Origin of the sequence: Massilia sp. PWRC2 (genome assembly GCF_049896725.1) — a bacterium.
Lineage (GTDB): Bacteria > Pseudomonadota > Gammaproteobacteria > Burkholderiales > Burkholderiaceae_D > JAFCUW01.
Window position 1 is genome coordinate 125,803 of record NZ_JAFCUW010000001.1, and the last position, 19,839, is coordinate 145,641.

The 19,839-nt window shown below is 65.0% G+C and carries 14 protein-coding genes and 1 riboswitch; of the genes, 3 read left to right on the top strand and 11 right to left on the bottom strand.

The genetic code is table 11. The features are described 5' to 3' along the window. Window positions 1-136: 136 nt before the first annotated feature. Entirely contained in the window at window positions 137-1,936 is a 1,800-nt protein-coding gene (locus ACP7BZ_RS00585; protein ID WP_426109700.1) for an amidase, read from the bottom strand. A gap of 403 nt (window positions 1,937-2,339) precedes the next feature. Next, window positions 2,340-3,047, bottom strand: coding sequence for a glutathione S-transferase (locus ACP7BZ_RS00590; RefSeq protein ID WP_426109701.1), 708 nt, complete (start codon window positions 3,045-3,047; stop codon window positions 2,340-2,342). Window positions 3,048-3,173: 126 nt separating this feature from the next. Between ACP7BZ_RS00590 and ACP7BZ_RS00595 the strand changes: the two genes are divergently transcribed. Together ACP7BZ_RS00595 and ACP7BZ_RS00600 are read left to right on the top strand one after the other, a co-directional pair. Beyond that, on the top strand, window positions 3,174-3,725 hold the full coding sequence (locus ACP7BZ_RS00595; RefSeq protein ID WP_426109702.1) for an SRPBCC family protein: 552 nt from the start codon (window positions 3,174-3,176) through the stop codon (window positions 3,723-3,725). Window positions 3,726-3,817: 92 nt separating this feature from the next. Further along, window positions 3,818-3,915, top strand: a riboswitch (TPP riboswitch). An 80-nt stretch (window positions 3,916-3,995) separates the two neighbouring features. Next, window positions 3,996-6,143 carry a TonB-dependent siderophore receptor gene (locus tag ACP7BZ_RS00600; protein WP_426109703.1) on the top strand — a complete coding sequence of 716 codons (2,148 nt, stop codon included), beginning with the start codon at window positions 3,996-3,998 and terminating at the stop codon, window positions 6,141-6,143. On the opposite strand, the gene ACP7BZ_RS00605 is transcribed toward ACP7BZ_RS00600, so the two are convergent. The 6 genes from ACP7BZ_RS00605 to ACP7BZ_RS00630 form a co-directional block, all read right to left on the bottom strand. Continuing rightward, complete coding sequence (locus ACP7BZ_RS00605; protein WP_426109704.1) at window positions 6,140-6,592, bottom strand: hypothetical protein; 453 nt, start codon at window positions 6,590-6,592, stop codon at window positions 6,140-6,142. The genes ACP7BZ_RS00600 and ACP7BZ_RS00605 overlap by 4 nt on opposite strands. A gap of 133 nt (window positions 6,593-6,725) precedes the next feature. Next, on the bottom strand, window positions 6,726-9,521 hold the full coding sequence (locus ACP7BZ_RS00610; RefSeq protein WP_426109705.1) for a di-heme oxidoredictase family protein: 2,796 nt from the start codon (window positions 9,519-9,521) through the stop codon (window positions 6,726-6,728). A 502-nt stretch (window positions 9,522-10,023) separates the two neighbouring features. Beyond that, entirely contained in the window at window positions 10,024-10,791 is a 768-nt protein-coding gene (locus tag ACP7BZ_RS00615; protein WP_426109706.1) for a hypothetical protein, read from the bottom strand. Window positions 10,792-10,834: 43 nt separating this feature from the next. Next, window positions 10,835-11,389, bottom strand: coding sequence for an AAA family ATPase (locus ACP7BZ_RS00620; RefSeq protein ID WP_426109707.1), 555 nt, complete (start codon window positions 11,387-11,389; stop codon window positions 10,835-10,837). Further along, window positions 11,386-12,012 carry a nicotinamide riboside transporter PnuC gene (pnuC, locus tag ACP7BZ_RS00625; protein ID WP_426109708.1) on the bottom strand — a complete coding sequence of 209 codons (627 nt, stop codon included), beginning with the start codon at window positions 12,010-12,012 and terminating at the stop codon, window positions 11,386-11,388. Before pnuC ends, ACP7BZ_RS00620 begins: the two co-directional genes overlap by 4 nt. Beyond that, window positions 12,009-12,275 (bottom strand): helix-turn-helix domain-containing protein, encoded by a 267-nt coding sequence (locus ACP7BZ_RS00630; protein WP_426109709.1) that lies wholly within the window; start codon window positions 12,273-12,275, stop codon window positions 12,009-12,011. Before ACP7BZ_RS00630 ends, pnuC begins: the two co-directional genes overlap by 4 nt. Before the next feature lie 255 nt (window positions 12,276-12,530). Here ACP7BZ_RS00630 and ACP7BZ_RS00635 point away from each other — a divergent pair, with 255 nt between their 5' ends. After that, window positions 12,531-14,513 (top strand): alpha/beta hydrolase family protein, encoded by a 1,983-nt coding sequence (locus ACP7BZ_RS00635; RefSeq protein WP_426109710.1) that lies wholly within the window; start codon window positions 12,531-12,533, stop codon window positions 14,511-14,513. Window positions 14,514-14,640: 127 nt separating this feature from the next. Here the strand turns inward: ACP7BZ_RS00635 and ACP7BZ_RS00640 are convergent, their stop codons facing one another. The 3 genes from ACP7BZ_RS00640 to ACP7BZ_RS00650 form a co-directional block, all read right to left on the bottom strand. Continuing rightward, complete coding sequence (locus tag ACP7BZ_RS00640; RefSeq protein WP_426109711.1) at window positions 14,641-16,794, bottom strand: S46 family peptidase; 2,154 nt, start codon at window positions 16,792-16,794, stop codon at window positions 14,641-14,643. Between the two features lie 133 nt (window positions 16,795-16,927). Then, the gene (locus ACP7BZ_RS00645) at window positions 16,928-17,953 is read right to left on the bottom strand and encodes a WD40/YVTN/BNR-like repeat-containing protein (protein ID WP_426109712.1); all 1,026 of its coding nucleotides are present in this window, start codon (window positions 17,951-17,953) and stop codon (window positions 16,928-16,930) included. 337 nt (window positions 17,954-18,290) lie between these two features. After that, complete coding sequence (locus ACP7BZ_RS00650) at window positions 18,291-19,706, bottom strand: efflux transporter outer membrane subunit (protein WP_426109713.1); 1,416 nt, start codon at window positions 19,704-19,706, stop codon at window positions 18,291-18,293. Window positions 19,707-19,839 lie beyond the last annotated feature (133 nt).

Below are 19,839 nucleotides of genomic sequence, written 5' to 3' on the forward strand. Positions count from 1 at the left end.
CGTGTGAAATTAATTATTGGCTTGCAAGATCCGACCGTGTTTGGCGGCACCGATTGTGGCGGCACCCATTGCCAGCAATCGAGCGCGCAACAAAAAGCCGCGGCAAGCCGCGGCCCCTTGCACAGCCAGCGCGACCTTAAAAACCAGGCGGCCGCTCGCGCACCACGCCAGCGGCGCGCTCGAGCGCCAGGCCGGCGTTGGCCAGCGTGCCCTCGTCAAACAGGCGACCGATCAGGGTGACGCCGTGCGGCACCTGGCGCGGCGTGGCAAAGGTCGGCGCCGGGTTGGCCGGATCGGGGGCCCAGTCACTCCTGGCCTGCTGCACCGCCACCGTGCCGGTGCGCAGCGTCAATGAGGGGTGGCCGGTGAAGTTCGAAATGGTCAGCATCTCGTCGCGCAGCGATGGCACCAGCAGCACGTCGACACTGCTGAAAATGCGCGCCATTTCCAGCGCCACCTTGCGGCGCAGGCGGTCAGCCTGGACAAAATCGGCGGCCGACAAAAAGCGCGCCTGGCGCAGCAGGTTCGGCCAGGCGTCGGCCACCTGCGCCTTGAGCTGATCAAAACGGCCATCGGCCGCCCAGTCTTCGAACGCCGCCGCCGCTTCGGCGAACAGCACCGTATTGAGGCTCTGGTAAGGCCAGTCGGGCAAGCTCACCGGCACTGCCTGCATGCCGGCCTTGACCGCCATCTCGAGGGCGGCGCGGTCGACATCGAGTGCCGGCGCTTCGTTCATCCAGTGGGGGAAATAACCGATTTTCAAGCCGCGCACGCTGGCGCCCGCCTCAAAATGCAGGGGCACATCGACGCTGGCGACATCGCCGCCATCGGCGCCGTTGATCGCCGCCAGCACCAGCATGGCGTCTTCGACCCCGCGCGTCATCGGGCCGAGCTTGTCGAGCGACCAGCACAAGGTCATCGCGCCCGTGCGCGCCACCCGGCCGTAGGTCGGACGCAAGCCGGTAACGCCACAACGCATGGCCGGGCTGACGATGCTGCCACCCGTTTCGCTGCCGATCGAAAAGGCCACCAGGCCGGCCGCCGTCGCCGCGCCGGGGCCGGCGCTGGAACCGGAGGCGCCCTCTTCGAGCAGCCACGGATTCATGGTCTGGCCGCCGAACCAGATATCGTTCAAGGCCAGCGCGCCCAGGCTCAGCTTGGCGATCAGCACGGCGCCGGCGGCGTTCAGGCGCGCCACCACGGCGCTGTCGGCGGCCGGCACGCGATTGCGCAGGGGCTCGGCGCCCCAGGTGGTGGCGATGTTGGCGGTGTCGAGCAAGTCTTTGACGCCGTACGGGATGCCGTGCAACGGGCCGCGGTACTTGCCGGCGGCGATTTCGCGATCGGCCAGGCGGGCCCGCGCAATGGCGTGCTCGGCGGTGACGGTGATGACGCTGCGCAGCTTTGGATCGAGGCGGGCAATGCGCGCCAGATAAATAGTGGTGAGCCGCTCGGCGCTGAGCACGCGCGTGGCGATCCAGCGCGACAGGCTGGTGACGGGGGCAAAGGCGATGTCCTCGTCGCGCGCGGGCAGGCTGGCAGCGGCCGGCGCACTGCGGCTAAAGCGCGCACTCTGGCGCAGCAGGCTGGTGGGCATGCCTGGCAGCAGCGGCCGCCACACGGTGGCAGGCGCCACCTCGGCGCCGATGCTCACCTTGTTCGGTCCGGTGCGCCGCTCCTGCAAGGCGGCCATCGACACCCGCCAGCTGCCCGCCGCCTGTGCCCGCTGGGCGGGTGTAAGGGTCACCTGCATCAGCTTTTCCGCTTCGGCAAAGGTCGCCGGCGACACTTCTGGCCCGGCCGCTGCGGTCGCCCCGAAGGTGGGCGGCGCGCCCGGTGGCGCTGCCGGTCCGGTCTGGCCGCTGGCACGCGCCAGGGTGGAGGCGGCCAGCAGGCCAAGGGGGGCTTTGATGAGGAAGTCGCGGCGTATCGTCATGGTTGCATTCGCAGAAGGAAAAGTGAGACAGCAAGTGAGCCAGCAAGTGAGGCAATCGGAAAAGACATCGAGCATTTCTGGTTCGCAAGAAATGACGCATGAGGGTAGCACTTCCGGTAGCACTTCGGGTAGCACTTTGACATTACCAGCAATCGACTAAATTGTTTCCCATGTTTGCAGTACGGCTGCGCCGGCGCCAAACACGCCTCGAGCGCCGCTTCGCCGGCCAGAGGTAGCGGCGCTCACTCCAGTCCGGGCATGCGCGGTAACACAGGTGGCGCTGGTCACTGGCCGCTGAACACTGCAAAAAGCGTTGCCGCCCGCTGTCAGACAGGTCGATGCCGACAGCACTGGCGTGAAAAGCGCCCGGCTGCGCCAGATTTCAAACAGGTGCCGCCCCGGCCTACCGGTCAAGCGCCGCATAGTGGCGGAAGATGCCCTCTTCATTAAACGGGATGCGCCGCTTCGAATTGAGGTAGCGGGCAAGCGCCGGCCGCGCCGCCACCTGTGCGCACAACTGCAGCAGGCGCGGATGCTCGCCATCGAGGCGCGCCATCGCCGCCGGAAAGGCGTAGCGCAAGCCTTCGACCAGCTGGAACAGCGAGAGGTCGGCGTAACTCAGGCGGCTGCCCAGCAGGTAACCGCCCTTGCCCGCCAGCGCCAGCACGCCTTCAAAATAATCGAGGAACTTGGGAATGCGCCCGTTCACAAAGGCGGCAGCGCGCTTTTTGGCGGCGCCACTTTGCGCCTCGTAGGTCAGGTCGACCGAGATGGGGTGATGGGTGTCGTGGGCCTCGGCGACGACATCGGCAATGGTCAGCTGCAACTGGTTGACCCACAGGCGGCCACGCTGTGCGCGCGGCGCCAGGCCGTGGGCGCCGCCGATAAACTGCAGGATGTTGGCGACCTGGCCGAGCGTCTGTTCGCCGGCCACCAGGAACGGCGGCGCATACGATGGCGTCGGCCCCTGCGCCATTTTTTTGATCAATTTGTCGACCCCGTTCTTGCCGCGTGCAACGTCCGTGTAAGGCACCTGCGCCTCTTCGAGTGCCAGCCGGACAAATTCGCCGCGGCCCTGGATGGTCGGCCAGTAATACAGTTGGTAGTGCATGCGCGCTCCCGTGCAGTGGATTCAAGACTTTCAGTATGTTGCAATTTCAAAAACAGTGGCGCGCCATGCTACTCTGCTGCCACCGCCCATGCCTGCAGGCGCGGACCACACTTCAGGGAGAACCGCATGTTGAAAAAAATCGCGCTCGGCGTCCTCGCCATTCTCATCGTCATCCTGCTGATGGCAGCGATGAAGCCCAACACCTTCAGCGTCTCGCGCTCGGCCACGATCGCCGCACCGCCGGAAAAAATCGCCGCCCTGATTACCGATTTTCACCAGTGGCAAAGCTGGTCGCCGTGGGAAAACCTCGACCCCGCCATGCAGCGCAGCTTCAGCGGCGCCGCCAGCGGCAAGGGCGCCGTCTATCGGTGGCAGGGCAACAAGGAAGTCGGCAGCGGCCGCATGGAAATCGTCGAGGCGGCGTCGCCGGCGCGCACGGTGATCAAGCTTGACTTCATTGAACCGTTCGCTGCCAGCAACCTCACGGAATTTTCACTGAAGGCCGACGGCGATCATCAGGGCGGCACCATCGCCACCTGGACTATGACGGGGCCGACGCTGTTCGTCACCCGCCTGATGACGGTGTTCGTCAGCATGGATGCGCTGATCGGCAAGGACTTCGAACGTGGCCTGGCGCGCCTGAAAAAGGCCGCCGAAGGGGCGCCGCCAGCGCAATAACTGGCACAGCCGGCAGTGGCCACACCAGCGCGGCCCGTACTGGCAAAACTGACCGCGGTCAATTTGACGTTCTTGTTGTCCGTGCTATGATCCGCCTTCGCTAGGGGTCCTGGAACTTGTTTCCGGGTGAGAAATACCCTCCGTACCTGATCTGGATAATGCCAGCGAAGGAAAGCGCAAAGCAGGTCCCCCTCTTTTGTTCGCTCCTCCCGTTTGGCTCCGGTTTTATTGATTGCGCTGGCCATCCGGCGCAGAACAACGAGCAAACACATGTCATCAGCACACTTGAAGTACAGCGTCGTCGCCCTCGCCGTCATGCAGGCCTGCGCCAGCACGGCGCAGGCCCAGAGCAGCGCCACAAGTCCGGCAGCGCCGATCGCCGAAGTGATCATCAAGGGCGAACGCGGCGCCGCCGCCGAGCGCGCCCGTATCGGCGGCTTCGGCGAAGCAGCGCTGCTGCAGACGCCGGTCTCGGTCACCGTCATCGATCAGCAAAAGCTGCAAGACTTCAGCATCCGCAACGCCACCGAAGCGATGGCCTACGATGCCAGCGTCAGCGACGCCTACAACGCCGTCGGTTACGCCGAAAATTTTTCGATCCGCGGTTTTAATCTCGATAACACCTCGAGTTATCGCAAGGATGGCCTGGCGATCCCCGGCGACACCCAGATCCCGCTGGAAAACAAGGAGCGCATCGAAGTGCTCAAGGGCCTGGCCGGCTTGCAGGCGGGGGTGGCGGCGCCTGGCGGCATCATCAACTTCGTCACCAAGCGTCCCACCAATGCCGAGCTGCGCAGCGCCACCGTCGAAGTGCGCGAGCGCGGCACCGTCTACGGCGCCATCGATGTGGGCGGCCGCTTCGAGGACCGCCGCTTCGGCTACCGCATCAACGCCGCCGCCGAAAAGCTGCGTTCCTATGTCAAGGGCGCCGATGGCGAACGCCAGTTCATCTCTGGCGCCTTCGACTGGCAAATCAGCCCGGACGCGCTGCTGCAAATCGATGCCGACACCCAGCACAAGTCGCAGCTGACGGCGCCCGGCTACCAGCTCATTGCCGGCGTCACTCTGCCGACCAAGGTATCGCAAACGCTGCTGCTCAACGACCAGCCGTGGGCGCGCCCGGTCGACACCCGCTCGACCAACCTCGCTGCCAAATTGAGTTACCGCCTGAGCGACGCCGTCAACCTCGAAGCGGCCGTCAACAAGCACTGGTTCAAGCGCGACGACTACACCGCGTTCCCGTATGGCTGCTCGAACGAAGGCGCCGGCTTTTATCCGGGCTTTTGCCGCAATGGCGACTACGACGTCTACGACTACCAGAGCGCTGGCGAAACCAAGACCCCGCTGGGCGCCGAAGTACTGCTGCATGCGCGCTTTGCCAGCGGCGCCGTGCGCCACGAACTGAGCACCGGCGTATCGGTGTTCACGCGGCGCGACATGGCCGGCGACTATGTCTACGATTACGCCGGCTACAGCAATATCTACCACCCTTTGGTGACCGCGCCGGCCCCTGGCAATCCTGTCACCGGCCCGGCCTATCTGCGCCGCCACGAAAACGAGCGTGCCGTGTTCGTGCAGGACATCGCTGCCCTCGGCGCCGGTGTGAAGCTGTTCACCGGCCTGCGCTACGTCGCGCTCAAGCGCGATGAATTCGTCGCTGCGACCCTGCCTTACGCCCACAGCGACGACCATTTCGTGCTGCCCACCGTGGCCCTGCAGTACAGCTTTAACGCCGACTGGAATGTGTATGGGTCGGCCACCCACGGCCTCGAACACGGTGGCGTGGCGCCGCTGCAAACGAACAACCAGGGACAGGCGCTGGCGCCGAGCCGCTCGAAGCAGCTCGAACTGGGAATCAAGGGCGCGATCGGCAATGACACCACCTTGTCCGCCGCCCTGTTCGACATCCGCCGCGGTCATGAATTTACCGGCCTGGCCAATGTGTTTGTGCGCGCTGGCGAGGAACGCCACCGCGGCCTCGAAGCGACCCTCGAATCACGCGCCAGCGGCGACCTCCATTACGGCGCCTCGCTGCTGGCCTTGCAGACCAGGCAGACGGGTACCGGCGTGGCCGACTTCGACGGCAAGCGCGTCACCGACGTCCCCGATATCAAGTCGAGTGCCTGGCTCGAATACAGCGTGGCGCAGCTGCCCGGCGTTAAACTGAACGCGCTCTGGCGCTATTCAGGCAGCAAGTCGTTCGACGCTGCCAACACCGTCAACGTGCCCGGCTACCACCTGTTCGACGCCGGCGCCGCCTGGAGCAGCCGCATCGCTGGCAAGAACACCACCGTGCGCCTGCAGGTGGTCAACCTGTTCGACAAGTTCTACTGGCGCGACGTCACCCCGGCCCTCGGTGGTTACCTGTTGACGGGTACCCCGCGTAGCGCGCGCCTGTCAGCCCAGGTCGATTTTTAAGGCGGGGCCGGGGCGGCCGGCCGGGGCACAGGCAACGGATTCATGCTGAACAGCCCGCGCTTGCTGCTGCGCCCCGTGCTGACCACCTGGTAGCTGCCGTGGATATCCTCGCTGGCGGAGACGGCGCTGAGCAAGGAATACGGATTGCAGCGCGACGCGCTGGCCATGTTCAGCACACCGTGTTCGAGCTTGTAGACCACTGCCTGCTCGAGCGGGAAGAAGGCCGGCTCGCTGCCTTCGACGCGGTCGATGATCAGGCGCCTCCATTTGCCGCGCATGCAAAAACGCACCGCCTCGTCACTGAACTGCACCGTCGCCTGCGCCTTCGGCTGATGGTCCATATCGAGCACGCGCAGGCGCCAGCTGGAATTGAGTTCCTGCGCCGGCGCTGCGGCCACCGACAGCAACAGGGCCACGGCGGCGATGGATAGATTGAAGGGCTTGTACATGGCTCGATTGACTAACTTTGATAAAAAATTGTGAAGGTGGCGACGGCGAAACTTGGGACAGTCAACTTCGCGACAGCCCCCCCCCGGCAGCGGGGTGCCGCTGCCATTGACGCACGCAACGCCCCGGATCCTTTTACAACGACCTCAAAAACGCCAGCAAACTATCGCGATCCGCCTTCGACAACTGTTCGAAACGCTTGCGCGCAGTGTCCGCTTCGCCGCCGTGCCACAGGATCGCCTCAGTCAGATTGCGCGCGCGCCCGTCGTGCAGGTAGCCAGCCCGGCTGCTCTCGCCCATCACCTTGTCGGTGTAGCCGATGCCCCACAGGGGCGCGGTGCGCCACATCTCGCCCGTCGCCTGTCCTTCAACGAGCTTGTCGGCCAATGCGCTCCCCATGTTGTGCAGCAGCAGATCGGTATAGGGATGGATGGTCTGGTTGCGCAACTCGGCGAACAGGTGACCGCCGCCCGTTTTCATCTCCGCCGTGTGGCAGGCAGCGCAGCGCATGCCCTGGAATACCTTGGCACCGGCGGCTACCTGCACCGGGTCGACATTCAACTCATCGATCGGCGCCACCCCTTTTGGAAAGCCACTGGCCAGGCTGCGCTGGGCCGGCACCGCCACCAGCGCCAGGTAGCGCGACAGCGCCTGCAAGTCGGCCTCGCTGATGCCTTTCTGGGCGACGGCCTTGCTGCAGCCGGCAGGATCAGTGCTGCAGCTGCGGTTCGGGTACACCGGTGACGTCACCGCCATGTCCTGCAGCAGGGCGGCGGCGACCTGGTGGCGCAGGGTCGCTTTCGACGCCTTCCAGCCAAAGCGCCCCAGTCGCACGGCGCCCGACTCGGGATCGAAGACAAAGTTGGCAGTGCCCTTGACACCATCGGCATCGGCGCTGCTGCGCACGCGCGCCAGGATATCGGCTTCCGCCACCGCTTCGAGCAGGCCCGTACCGATCATCGGCTGCGCCGCGCGCAGCGAATAGGCGTCCGGCAGCGGGCCTTCGAAAGCGAGCGTCGGCTTGCGCAGTTCGACCTTGCTGCCATCGGCCAGGGTCGCCGTGCTGGTGGAAAACGCGCCGACCCGCACGCTGGTGCCCCAGTTCTGCGGCGCGCCGCTGCTGGCGACGGCGTTCATTTGCACCGCGCTGCCGTATTGGGGATGGGCCAGCTGGGCGCCGCTGGCACTGATGGCAGCGACGTGCACCGACATGTTGTCGAGCTTTTGATTGAGCGCGCCGGGTGCCGGGCTGCGGCCATTGTTGACGTGGCAGGCAATACAGACCGACTGGTTGTAGCGCAGCCCCTGCAGGCCGACCACGGCGTCGTTGCGGTCGTTGCCCGGTTCGTTGTGGTTACCGGTGGTGAAGTTGCTATGCGCGAGGCGGCGCCCTTCGACGAAGCGCTGCATGTTTTGCATGCCGATGTTGTTGTGCGGCTGCTGGAACATGAACAGCGCATTGTCCGAGTAATTGTAGGAGACCGATCCCTGGCCACCGGACAGGGTGTCGTCCGGCAGCGGCACCGAATTGAGGCGCGGCTGCACGCCGTACCAGGGTTTCAGGCCGGCGCCGACCACGTACACCCATTCCTGCGAATAGTAACGGATGCCGCCGCTGTCGCCCTTGGCCGCCATCGCTTCGACCGTGCTGAACATCGATGGCGATACTTCGATGACGTCGCCGACCACCAGCGGCCGCGCCGGGATATTGACGCCGTTGGGGAAGCCATCGGCGTCGAGCGCCGTCATGCCGGGATAGCTCTTGACCTCGATGGTGCAGCCACCATTGATGCCATTCGGGTTGCTCAGGGCGTCATTGGCCGGGTAGGCGGTCGGCTTGCAGATGGTGACGGTGTCGTCGATCAGCTGCCCCGGTGCCATCCAGCCATAGCCGGTCACGCCGGGGCGGTCAATGGCGCGGAAAAAGGCGATGCCGCCTTTCAGGAAATCGACGGTGGTGTACTGGTTCACCGTCAGCGTCGGCTTGCTGACGCCGGCCACGCGGCTGTTGTCGATGATCTCGACACCCCAGCTGCGGTTCTTGAAATAGTTGCTGACGAAGGTCAGGTAATTGCCGGGGCCTTTATCGAGCGGCAAGCCGGTGACGGCATCGATTGTCTCGTTGGGGCCGTAGCCGATTTCATTCCATTCTTCGCCCCGTTCGCGGCCGTGACGGGCCAGGCCGCGCGCACCGAAGCGCGTCACCAGGGTACCGTCGGCCAGCGAAAACTGCAGCGATTCGATCGGTGCCGCGGCAGCCGGCAAGGCGGCCAGGGCGGCGCCGCTGGCGGGGAAGCTGACCGCTGAAGTCGTCACGCTGGCCAGGGTGTTGTCGCTGCCGGGGGTCTTGAACTCGACCTCGTAGAGCGAATAGCCGTAGGTGGTGGCGCGCTGCACGCCCTGCAGTCGCACATAGCGTGCATTGATGCCCAGGTTGAACAATTCTTCGGTACCGCCCTGCCCTGCCGTGATCAGCCGCACCGGCGTAAACGCGGTGCCATCGTCGGACACTTCGATGTTGTACTGCTTGCCGTATGAATTTTCCCACAGCAGCTTGATGTAGCCGACCGGGGTCTTGACGCCGAAATCGAAGGTGATCGAAGCGCTGTCATCAAACGCGCTGGCCCAGCGCGTGGCGCTGTTGCCATCGATGGCCAGCGCCGCCGTGTTGGCAGGGTTTTCCAGGCTGGTCGAGGTGGCCGCGACGGGCACGACGGCGCGGCCGGGATTGCTCATGTCGACCTGCGCGGCCGCTGCCGGCGTCACTGCCGGGGTGGTGGTCGCCGGCGCTGCCGGGCTGCCAGTGCTGCCCGTGCCACCCGTGCCACCACCGCCGCAGGCGGCCAGCAGCAGCAGCACGGCCAGCGGCACGCTTTTCAGCAGGGGGGAAACAGCCGCGCGCCGGGCGCCGACAAGGGTTGAAATCATCATCAATGCCTTTCAATAAATACGGACCCGCCTGGACGCCGATGACCGTCAAAAAATTTCAGCTGGGCAATTTTTCGAGACGATATCGTGCAGCAACTGGGGTGTCAAGCCAGCCGCATCCACGGTTTACCGGGGCGAAAAAGCACGGTCAGACGGATTTTTGGCGGTCTGACAAGGGTTGACATCATTTTGATATCAGCCGGCCGCGGACCCGCCTGGCGCTGGCCGCTGGCCACCGATCGCTATGACATTCGGCGATTTTCGGCAGCGCGATGGCGGCGGCGGCGGCAGCGCCACTTGTCAGGCAAACAAGGTGGCGACGCCGATTGTTGCCGTATTGACTAGCGCAATGCTAAATATGCAAGCAGGCAGCGCCTGCCTGTTTGTTTTGTAAAAATTTGAAACGGCGACAGCTTCGCCACGCCGTCGTGCTGATCGCACCAGCGCCGTCCAGTGCGCTCAGGACAGGCGCGCAAAATGCTGTTGTGATCGCTGCGTGCCGGGGCTAATACACGTACTGGATGCGGGTCGAAAATGTTTTGCCGTGGATGGCCGTGTTGGTCCCCACCAGCAGCGCCGCTTCATAGCGCAGCTCTTGCTTGCCGCCCAGCGCCCAGCTGCCGGACAAGGCCGGCCCGACCCGGTGCGACTGCTGCGCGCGCGGCAGCGGATCATTCCACTTGCCCACTTCGCCGAACCCCTGCACGCCCCACTGCAGCTGCTCCTTCCAGCGGTACTTGACCTGCCACTGGTAAGCCAGCTCGGTCACTTGCGGCGTGCTGGTGCGCAGCTCACGCTGCAGGAACAGGTTGAAGTTGAACTGCGTGCGTCCAACCTCCGTTTGCAGCACCGGGCCATACTCGATGGCGATGCTGCCGGAGCCGTCGGTGGCACGCTCGATATTGGTGTGAAAGGCCAGGTCGAACGGTAATTCACCCTGGGTGAGCATGACGTCGTTCTGCCATTCAACCGCGTCCAGGTGGGTCGAACCGGCGCCCAGCCGGAAGCCAGCCACAGTGAGCTCGGTGTACCAGCGTGAATTGACGTTGTACGACAGCCCCAGCTCGGGCGCCGCCAGCAGGGGTACGCCGTCCAGGGCCGAGGCCCAGTACTTGAAGTCGACCGCGCGCTGGCCGGCATTCGGATAGGTGCTCACCAGGTAGTAACCGGTGCCGGCGGCGGCACTGGCGCCGTAGCACAGGCCCGCGGCCAGCAGCAGCGTGAGCGGGCGGCAGTGGCCAGAGCAACGAACAGGAAGGCGCGCAAGGTTCATGGTGGCAGTCGGCGGTGGGGGTGGTGGGAATGTATCGGGTACATCACCAGCAGGATGCCGGCAGTTGCAGGCGCTGCTGCAGCGGTGCCAGCAGCGGCGCTGCAGCAGCCATGCGCGCCTCGAGATCGCCTTCGAGCAGCGTGTAGGGCACGCCCTGGTGGCGCAGGCGATCGAGCAGCACCTGGTGGACCCGCAGGCGCATGGTCGCCGAGTCGCGCTGCAAGCCGTCGGCCACCCACGGACCGTCAGGCGCGGCAACAAACGTGATGGCGTAAGCGCCGGCGTGGGCGGCGGCCAGCGCTTCGAGCGCAACTGGCACCCGGCCCCAGTAAATATCGCTGTAGACGGCCGTCATCAGTGGCGTGGTATCGCAAAACAGCAGGCCGCAGGCCGTGGCCGCGCGCGCGTTTTCATGCGCCAGCTGGGTGCGGGCAATGCCGATCTGGTCGTCCTCGAACGGCACGCGGGCCTGCTCTTGAACGAACTGGCGCAGGTATTCCGGCACCCAGGCGCTGTCGTAACGCGCCGCCAGCGCCGCCGTCAGGGTCGATTTCCCTGTCGATTCGGCGCCGACGATGGCGATGCGCTGCACCGTCATGCAGGCCGCGCCAGCGGCACCAGGGTGCGCCGCCAGGCCAGCAGTCCAGCCACCGCCATCGCCACGAACAGCGCATACAGCACCGCCGTCAGCAGCAGCCCCTTGTAGACATACAGGCCGACATACAGGACGTCGACGACGATCCACGCATGCCAGTTTTCCAGTTTTTTACGCGATAACAGCACCTGTCCCACCAGGCTGCCGGCAGTGAGGAAGGCGTCGGTGTGCGGCACATCGGTGTTGGTGTAGCTGCGCAGGAACCAGGCCAGCACCAGGTAAGACAGCAGCCAGCCAGCGCCGGCCGCCAGCCAGCCAGCGCGGTCGAGGGTGGACACCGCCAGCTGGTGCGGGCGGCCGGCGGCCGGCGCGCCCGCGGCAGCGCCATGCAGCCAGCTATACCAGCCCCATACCGAGACAATCATAAAGACCAGCTGCAGGCCGGCGTCGCCATACAGGCGCGAATTGAAAAACACCACGCCGTACGCGGCCGACGAGACGATGGCAAACAGCCAGGCCCAGTGATTCTGGCGGATGTTGAGCGCCACCGTGGTTACCGACAGCACAAAGGCGAGCAGCTCGAACAGCGTGGTGTGCAGACCGAACAGGATGAGCGGATCGTTCAAGGCTGCTCTCCTGGCGGCAACGGCATCGAAAACGACACGCGCGGCTGCAGGCCGGCGCGCGCAGCCAGCCGCACCAGCAGGTCAAGGCTGAAGTGGGCGGTCTTGCCATGCTTGATTTCGGACACGCGCGCCTGCGTTATCCCCAGCACGGCGGCGGCGGCGGTCTGGGTCAGACCGGCACCGTCAAGCCAGCTCTCGAGGGCATGGCTCAAGGCGGCGCGCATGGCGATTTCTGCTTCTGCAAGGATGGGGGATGGCGTCATGCACTGAGTATGGAGCGCAAACGCCTTTCATGCAATATTGCGCATACCCTGTTGTTGCCTAGATACAAAATTATAGTATTGCAATATTTGCGGATTTCTCTATAATTTTTTTCATAAAGTTTGCTGATTTTAAGGTCAGCCCTTTCACCATTAGCTAGGGAATGCCGAACGGCAAGGTGTGTGCATGCCGTCTGGCCACTTCCGGACTTAACGATGAAAGCGCCCACTGTCGACGCCCATTGCCTGGACCCACACATGCCACTGTATCCACTCCGCTCCGCCTTCCTTCTTGCCAGCCTGCTCGCCGGCAGCGTGTCCACCCTGGCCTCACCTGCACCTGCACCTGCACCCGCAGCGAAAGTCGCGCTATCCGCCTTTGTGCTGGAAGACCAGTTTTCCCATCCCCGCCTGGCGCCCGATGGCAAGCACATTGCCATCACCGCCCAGGTACCATCGGGCGACCGCTTCGTGCCCGTGGTGGCGTTTTATTCGCTGCCGGACCTGAAACAGGTGGGCGCCATCCGCATGCCCGCCTTCGAAGTGCCGCTCGACTATATCTGGGTGAGCAACAACCGGCTCGTCATTACCAAGGGCAAGGAACTGGGCTCGCGCGAAAAGCCGGTGGCGACCGGCGAAGTACTGGCCACCAACTATGACGGCAGCAAACAGGAATACCTGTTCGGCTACAACATGTTCAAATCGTCGCGGCGCGGCGACCGCTACGGCGACGACTACGCCTATGGCCAGATCGAAGGCTTGCCACGCACCCTGAACGAGCATTTTTATCTGGCCGCGCACGGTGGTGACGCCAATCACAGCCTGCTCTACGACATCGATTCAAGCAGCGCCATCCGCAAGCTGATTGCCGACCTGCCGGCACGCAATATGGATTTCGTTTTCCAGAGTAGCGGCACGCCCCGCTTCGCCTATGGCATTGGCGACGATGGCTATGCGCTGCGCTACAACTACAATGACGCCGACGGCAGCTGGAAAGAAGTGACCGGCGACACCGCGCGCCGCTATGTGCCATTGCTGTTCCGCCCGGATGACGCCAGTTTCCTGGTCGAGCTGTCAAGCAAAGGCGGCCCCGACGAAGTGGTCGAGGAAAACTTCACCACCGGCGCGCGCAAAGTGCTGTATGCCGATCGCGAAGCGAGCGCCGGCGACCTGCAGCCGGGCTCGCAGCACGGCATGCCGCTCGGTCTGCTCACCACCATCGGCGTTCCCCGCCCCCATTACTTCGACCCCAACAGCGACGACGCCAAGCTGCACAAGACTCTCAGCGCCGCCTTCCCCGACAGCGTGGTCAGCTTCCTCAATTTCAGCAGCGACGGCAGCATGCTGCTCTTTAGCGTCGTCAGCGACCGCGATCCCGGCGCCTACTACCTGTTCAACCGTGCCAGCGGCAAGGCCGACATGCTGTTTGCGTCGATGACGCAGATCGAGCCGGCCGACATGCGCCCGCGCACGCCGATCAGCTTCAAGACGCGCGACGGCGTCACCCTGCACGGCTACCTGACCATGCCGGCCCACGCTGCCGGCGTCAAGGTGCCGCTGGTGCTGGTGCCGCACGGCGGACCGCACGGGCCGTCCGACCAGTGGTACTTCGACACCGATGCGCAGTTTTTGGCCAGCCGCGGCTATGCCGTCCTGCAGGTCAACTTCCGCGGCTCGGGCGGGCGCGGCGTCAATTTTGAGCATGCCGGCTACCGCCAGTGGGGCGCCAACATCCAGGACGATCTGGCCGATGGCATCGGCTGGGCAATCAGCCAGGGCGACGTCGACGGCGCCCGCGTGTGTGCGTACGGCGCCAGCTTTGGCGGCTACTCGGCGCTGATGCTGGCCGCGCGCGCGCCGCAGCTGATCAAATGCGCGGTGGGCTATGCGGGCGTGTATGACCTCAAGCTGATCGTCAATGGCGACGATGCGCGCCGCAACAAGGCCACTGCCGCCCTGTACCGGCGCTACCTGGGCGACGACAAGGCCGAGCTGGAACGCTATTCACCGGTCAACCTGGCGGCGCAGATCAAGGCGCCGGTACTGCTGATCCACGGCGGCAAGGACGAGCGCGCGCCGCTGGCGCACGCCGAAGCGATGCGCGCCGCCCTGATCGCCCAGGGCCGTCCGCCCGAATGGCTGCTGGCCCCGGGCGAAGGACACGGCTTCTACGATACCGCCAACGTCACCCGCTTTTATCAGTCGCTCGAAGCGTTTCTGGACAAGCATATCGGTCACTGACAGCAGCGCACGCAACAACGCCCCGGCGCCAACAAGCGGCCGGGGCGTTTTTTTTGTTCAGCGCTGGACGTCGTAGCAGGGAGACTGGCGCGTGCGCCTGTCCCATTTGCCCACCACCACCCAAACCTTACTTCTTCGGATACTTGATCGTCATTTCCTTGAGCACGCTGTCGGCATGATCGACTTCCTGCATCACCCACAGCATGTAGCGGATATCGACGTGGATGGCGCGCGTGATGGCTGGATCGAAGTAAAAATCCTTGGTAATCGATTCATAGGTCGAATCAAAATTGAGCCCCACCAGTTCGCCGCGCTTGTTCATCACGGCCGAACCGGAGTTGCCGCCCGTGGTATCAGCGCTCGACAGGAAATTGACCGGCACCGTCTTGAGTACCGGATCGGCATACAGCCCGAAACGGCGCGCCTTGATCGTCTCTAACAGCGGCTTGGGTGCATTGAACGGATCCTTGCCCGTGTGCTTCTCGACGATGCCGTCGACGGTGGTGAACGGTCCCTTGATGACGCCATCACGCGCCACATAAGGCGCCACGGTACCGAAGGTCACGCGCAGGGTCGAATTGGCGTCCGGGTAAACCGGTTTGCCCTGGCTCTTCTTCCAGGCGATGACGGCGGCCATGTACTGCGGGATGACTTTTTCGAGGTTGCCAGCGACTTCCTTGCGGCGTGCCTCCAGCGCCATCGAGACGTCCTGCAGGCGCACCGCCTGTTTGATGATGGGGTCATCGGACTTGCGGAAGGCATCGGCGTCGCGCGTGAGCCAGGCCAGCCGCTTGGCAGTGTCACCGAGTTCGGTGCCCTTGTACATGGCAGGCACCATGGCAATGGTTGGCATCAGCGCATCGAGGCCAGCCGGATGCATTTTCGCCGGCAGCTTCTGGTAGCGCAGCAGGGCGGCGGTGTAGCGCGCCTCGTCGACGCTGGCGACGAACGATTGCTCAAGGCGGGTCAGGCGCGCCTTGATGAAGGGCAGATCGCGCTCCTGGTAACCGGGTTCGCGTTTGGCGTCCGGCTTCTGGCGTTCGAGCGCCAGGCGGTACAGGATGCGGGCGTTGTAGAGCAGGTCGCTGTGATTGGCCACCGACCAGGCGTAGTCTTCGTCGGACATCGCCATGTCGGCGGCGATCACGGCGTCAAGGTCGGACAGCATGGTGCGGCTGGGCGCGGCGGCCGGGTTTTTCGCCAGCCAGGCGCGGAACTCGGCGTCCTGCACCTCCTTGATGGCGGCGACGTCCTTGCGGGCGAAACCGTCCATCAGGCCCTGGGTTTTTTTCATCACATTGTTGATGCCCTTGACCACGCCGGCGTAGCGCACATCGTAGGCGGGATTGCCCATGGTAGCGGCAGCGATGACGGCCAGGTCGGCCTGCATGGCGGCCACGCGCATGGGGAAATCGCTGTCGCGGGCAAAGCGGATTTCGGCCGGCAGCTTGTAGCGGCTGGTGCGGCCCGGATAGCCGGCCAGCAGGATCGGGTCGCCATTTTTCAGACCTTCGGCCGACACCACCAGGAAGTCCTTCGATTTGTACGGCACGTTATCGGGCGAATAGTCAGCCGGGCGGCCGTCCTTGCCGACGTAGGCGCGCAGGAAGCTGAAGTCGCCGGTGTGGCGGGGGAATTCGTAGTTATCGATATCGCCGCCGTAATTGCCGATCATGTCGGCCGGCGCGTACACCAGGCGGACGTCGCGGATCATCAGCTGGCGAATGCGATAGTACTCAAGGCCGCGGTGAAACGCTGGCACCGAGCAGCGGTACGCCTTGTCTGCTTCGCACTCGGCGGTCAGGGCCTTGATACGGCTTTGCACTTCTTCATAGCGCTCGCGCCCCGGCATGCTGGGCGAGAGGCCCTTGAGCACGCGCTCGGTGACGTTTTCCACCTTGTCGGTGACGTAGATGTTCAGGGTCGGGCCGCCCGGCAGTTCGGCAGCGCGCTCACGCGCCAGGTAGCCGTTGACGATGTAATTGTGTTCCGGCGTCGAATTGCGCTGGATCGCCGCGTAACCGCAGTGGTGGTTGGTGACGATCAGGCCATCGGGCGAGACGAACGAGGCCGAGCAACCGCCGGTGGAGACGATCGCGCTCATCGGATGCTTCGACAGGTCGGTCAGCTTGTCGACCGGGATGGTGATGCCGATGCGTTTGAGTTCGGACTTGAGCTGGGTAAGCTGGTGTGGCTGCCACTGGCCTTCGTCGGCGCTGACGGTGGAGGCGGTAGTGAGCGCGCCCAGCAAGGCGACAGGCAGGACAATCGATTTGAACAAGATGGTATCCCCGGATATTGTATGGACAGCTGATAAACGACGTGGGTAGTGCGACGCCGCAGTATATAACAGCGCTGCGCCCGCCAACAGGGGCCGCGCCAGGCGCCGCCCTGGTTTTGCTGGCAGTGACGTTTTACGGACGCGACTTGAGCGAAGGGCCCGTGTAACGCATTAACAGACCCTTGGGACCGGTCGCCCAGCCGGACGACGCCGATGCAAAGGCCACCGTGTTGAGCGGCGTGGCGTCCAGCGCCGTCCAGCTGCGACCGGCGTCGAGCGAGTAGCCGGAACCGGCCAGTCCCGCCGCCACGTAGCTGGCGCTGCCCTTGATGGGCACCACCACCGACATATACCCGGCCGGCAGCACCTGCACCGCCGTCCAGGTTGCGCCGCCGTCGTCGCTGCGCGCACCGTTCACGCCGGCCATGGTGATTTGCTGATAGTCGCCGCCCACTGCCATGCCGCTGCGGCTGTTGGCAAAGCCGGCCGAAAAGGCGCCGCGCGCCGGTGCGCCGGCGGCGATCGGCAAACTCGCTGCGCGCCAGCTGGCGCCGCGGTCATTCGAGTGAAACGCCCGCGCGCTGGCAGCGCCGCCGGTGACGATCCAGGCGTCGCTGCTGCCGGCCACCGACAGGCAGCTGCCGCTGGCGGCAAACGCGCCTTCGTTGGGCAAGGCCTCCAGGCCCGTGCCGGCGAGCGCGCGCCAGCTGATGCCGCCATCGCTGGTGGCATAGGTTTGAAAGCGCCCAGCCACCGGGTCGCCGAACAGCAGGCCGTGCTCCTTGTCCCAGAACGCTATCGCATCCCAGAAGCCGGCGGCGACAGGGTTGGTCAGCACCAGGCGCCAGCTGGCGCCGCCGTCGTCGGTGCGGTAGATGCGCGAGGCATCGCCGGGACCGGCGCTCATGACGATGGCGCTGCTGGCATCGATGGCATGGATATCGCGAAAATCGAGCTGGTCGGCGCCGGCGACAGTCCCCCCCTGCCAGTGCACGCCATCGACGGTGCGCAGCACGGTGCCTTTGGCGCCGCTGGCCCAGGCCACCTGCTCATTGACCACCGACAGCCCGCGCAGTTCGGCGCTGGTGTTGCTGGTGACAGCTTGCCACGGCGGCCCGGGCGGCGTCGGCGGCACGCTGGCGCAGGCGCCAAGGATCACGGGCAGGACAGCGATAGAAGCGAAAGACGCGAAAGAAGCGAAAGACGCGAAAGAAGCGAAAGAAGCAAGACAAGCGAAGGAAAGGCGGCGCATGGAAAGTTCGAAGTGATGATGGAAATGCATTCTCGCAGTTCCCCTGGCGCGGCGCCAGTGGCAGTGGGGACAGGCACCGCGCGCTGCGCGCGCGGTGCCTCGAGGCGACAGTCGATCCGGCTCGGGCTTTCGTCCCCCTCTCAAAATCATCTGGCTGCGCCAGTGATTTTGAGCTGACCGTGTGTGCGCCTCTAAGCCGGTTCCCCCCTTGGCGTCTCTGACCAACCCAACCAAAAGTAGGTTTTCACTTTTGGTTGACCACGTTCCATCCCCCTCCCAGCGACGCAATCAACGCCACCGCCGTGGTCTGCCGGTCCGCCTGCGACTGTGCCAGCGCGCGCCGCGCCGACAGCGCGGTCGCCTGTGCCTGCACCACCTCGGTATAACTGATCTGACCGGCCGTATAGCGATTGAGAATCTGCGTCTCGACCTGGTTGGCGGCGTCCGAGGCCTGACGGCGCAGCACCAGCTGGGCGGCCAGGATGCGGGTGGCGGCCAGCTGGTCTTCGACGTCACCAAAGGCGGTCAGCACGGTCTGGCGGTAGCGCGCAGCAGCCGCGTCGCGCTGCGCCGTGGCAGCGGCCACCGCAGCACTGGTGGCGCCGCCGTTAAACAGTGTCTGCGCCGCCGACAGGCCGAGCGACCACACCGCGGTCGACACATTAAACAGGTCGCTCACGCTGGGGCCAGCGGTGCCGTACGAACCGGACAGGCCAATATTCGGATAATAGGCTGCCTGCGCCACGCCGATATTGGCATTGGCAGCGGCCACGCGGCGCTCGGCGGCAGCGATGTCGGGACGCCGCTGCAACAGGCTCGAAGGCACGCCGGCGGGCACTTCCGGCACATTGGCCAGCCATGGCGCCGTCGGCAGGGTAAACCCGGCCGGGGCGCGCCCCAGCAAAATGGCGATCGCGTGCTCGAGCTGGGCCCGCTGACGCTCCAGCGTCAAATCGTCGCTGCGCGTTTGCGCCAGCTGGGTCTGCGCCTGCAGCACATCGGTGCGGGCAGCGATGCCGGCGTCGAAGCGGTTCTGGGTAATTTGCAGCACGCGCTCGTAACCGCTGATGGTTTGCCGCACCAGTTCACGCTCGGCGTCGATTTCACGCAGACTAAAATAATCGATGGCCAGCTCGCCCTGGGCCGACAGGGTGGCCGCCGCCAGATCGGCGGCGCTCGCCTGTGCACTCGCTTCGGCACCGTTCACGCCTGCGCGCAGGCGGCCCCACACATCCGGCTCCCAGCTGCCACCGATCGATAGCCGGTAATTTTTGCCAGTGCCATTGTTAGCGGCGCCGCCGCTGCGGTCAGCGCCCGTATTGAGGGTCACTGTGGGCAGCAACTGGGCGCGCTGCTGGGCGATGCTGGCGCGGGCGGCAGCGTAATTGGCCACTGCCACGGCGACGTTCTGGTTATCGATGCGCACCCGCGCCACCAGCGCGTTTAACTGGGCGTCGTTAAACAGCGTCCACCACGGCCCCCGCTCGAGCGTATCGGCCGGCACCGCCAGCTGCCAGGGTCCTGCTTCCTTGAAGGCAGCCGGCTGCGGCGTGGCCGGCAAACGGTAAGCCGGGCCGACGGCGCAGCCGCCCAGCAGGGTGGCGGCGAGCAGGCAGGCTGCGAGGGTGGCAAGACGGGGCGGGCGCAAGGTGGCGGTCATGGCGTGTCAATCACAGTCGTGTTCAGGGTTGGGCAGTGGCGCCGGCGGTGGCAGGGCCAGGAGCAGGAGCAGCGCCCAGGTGGCTCAGCGCCGCTTCCTGCGGGCCGCGGCGGCGCAGCTTGTCCATCAAAAT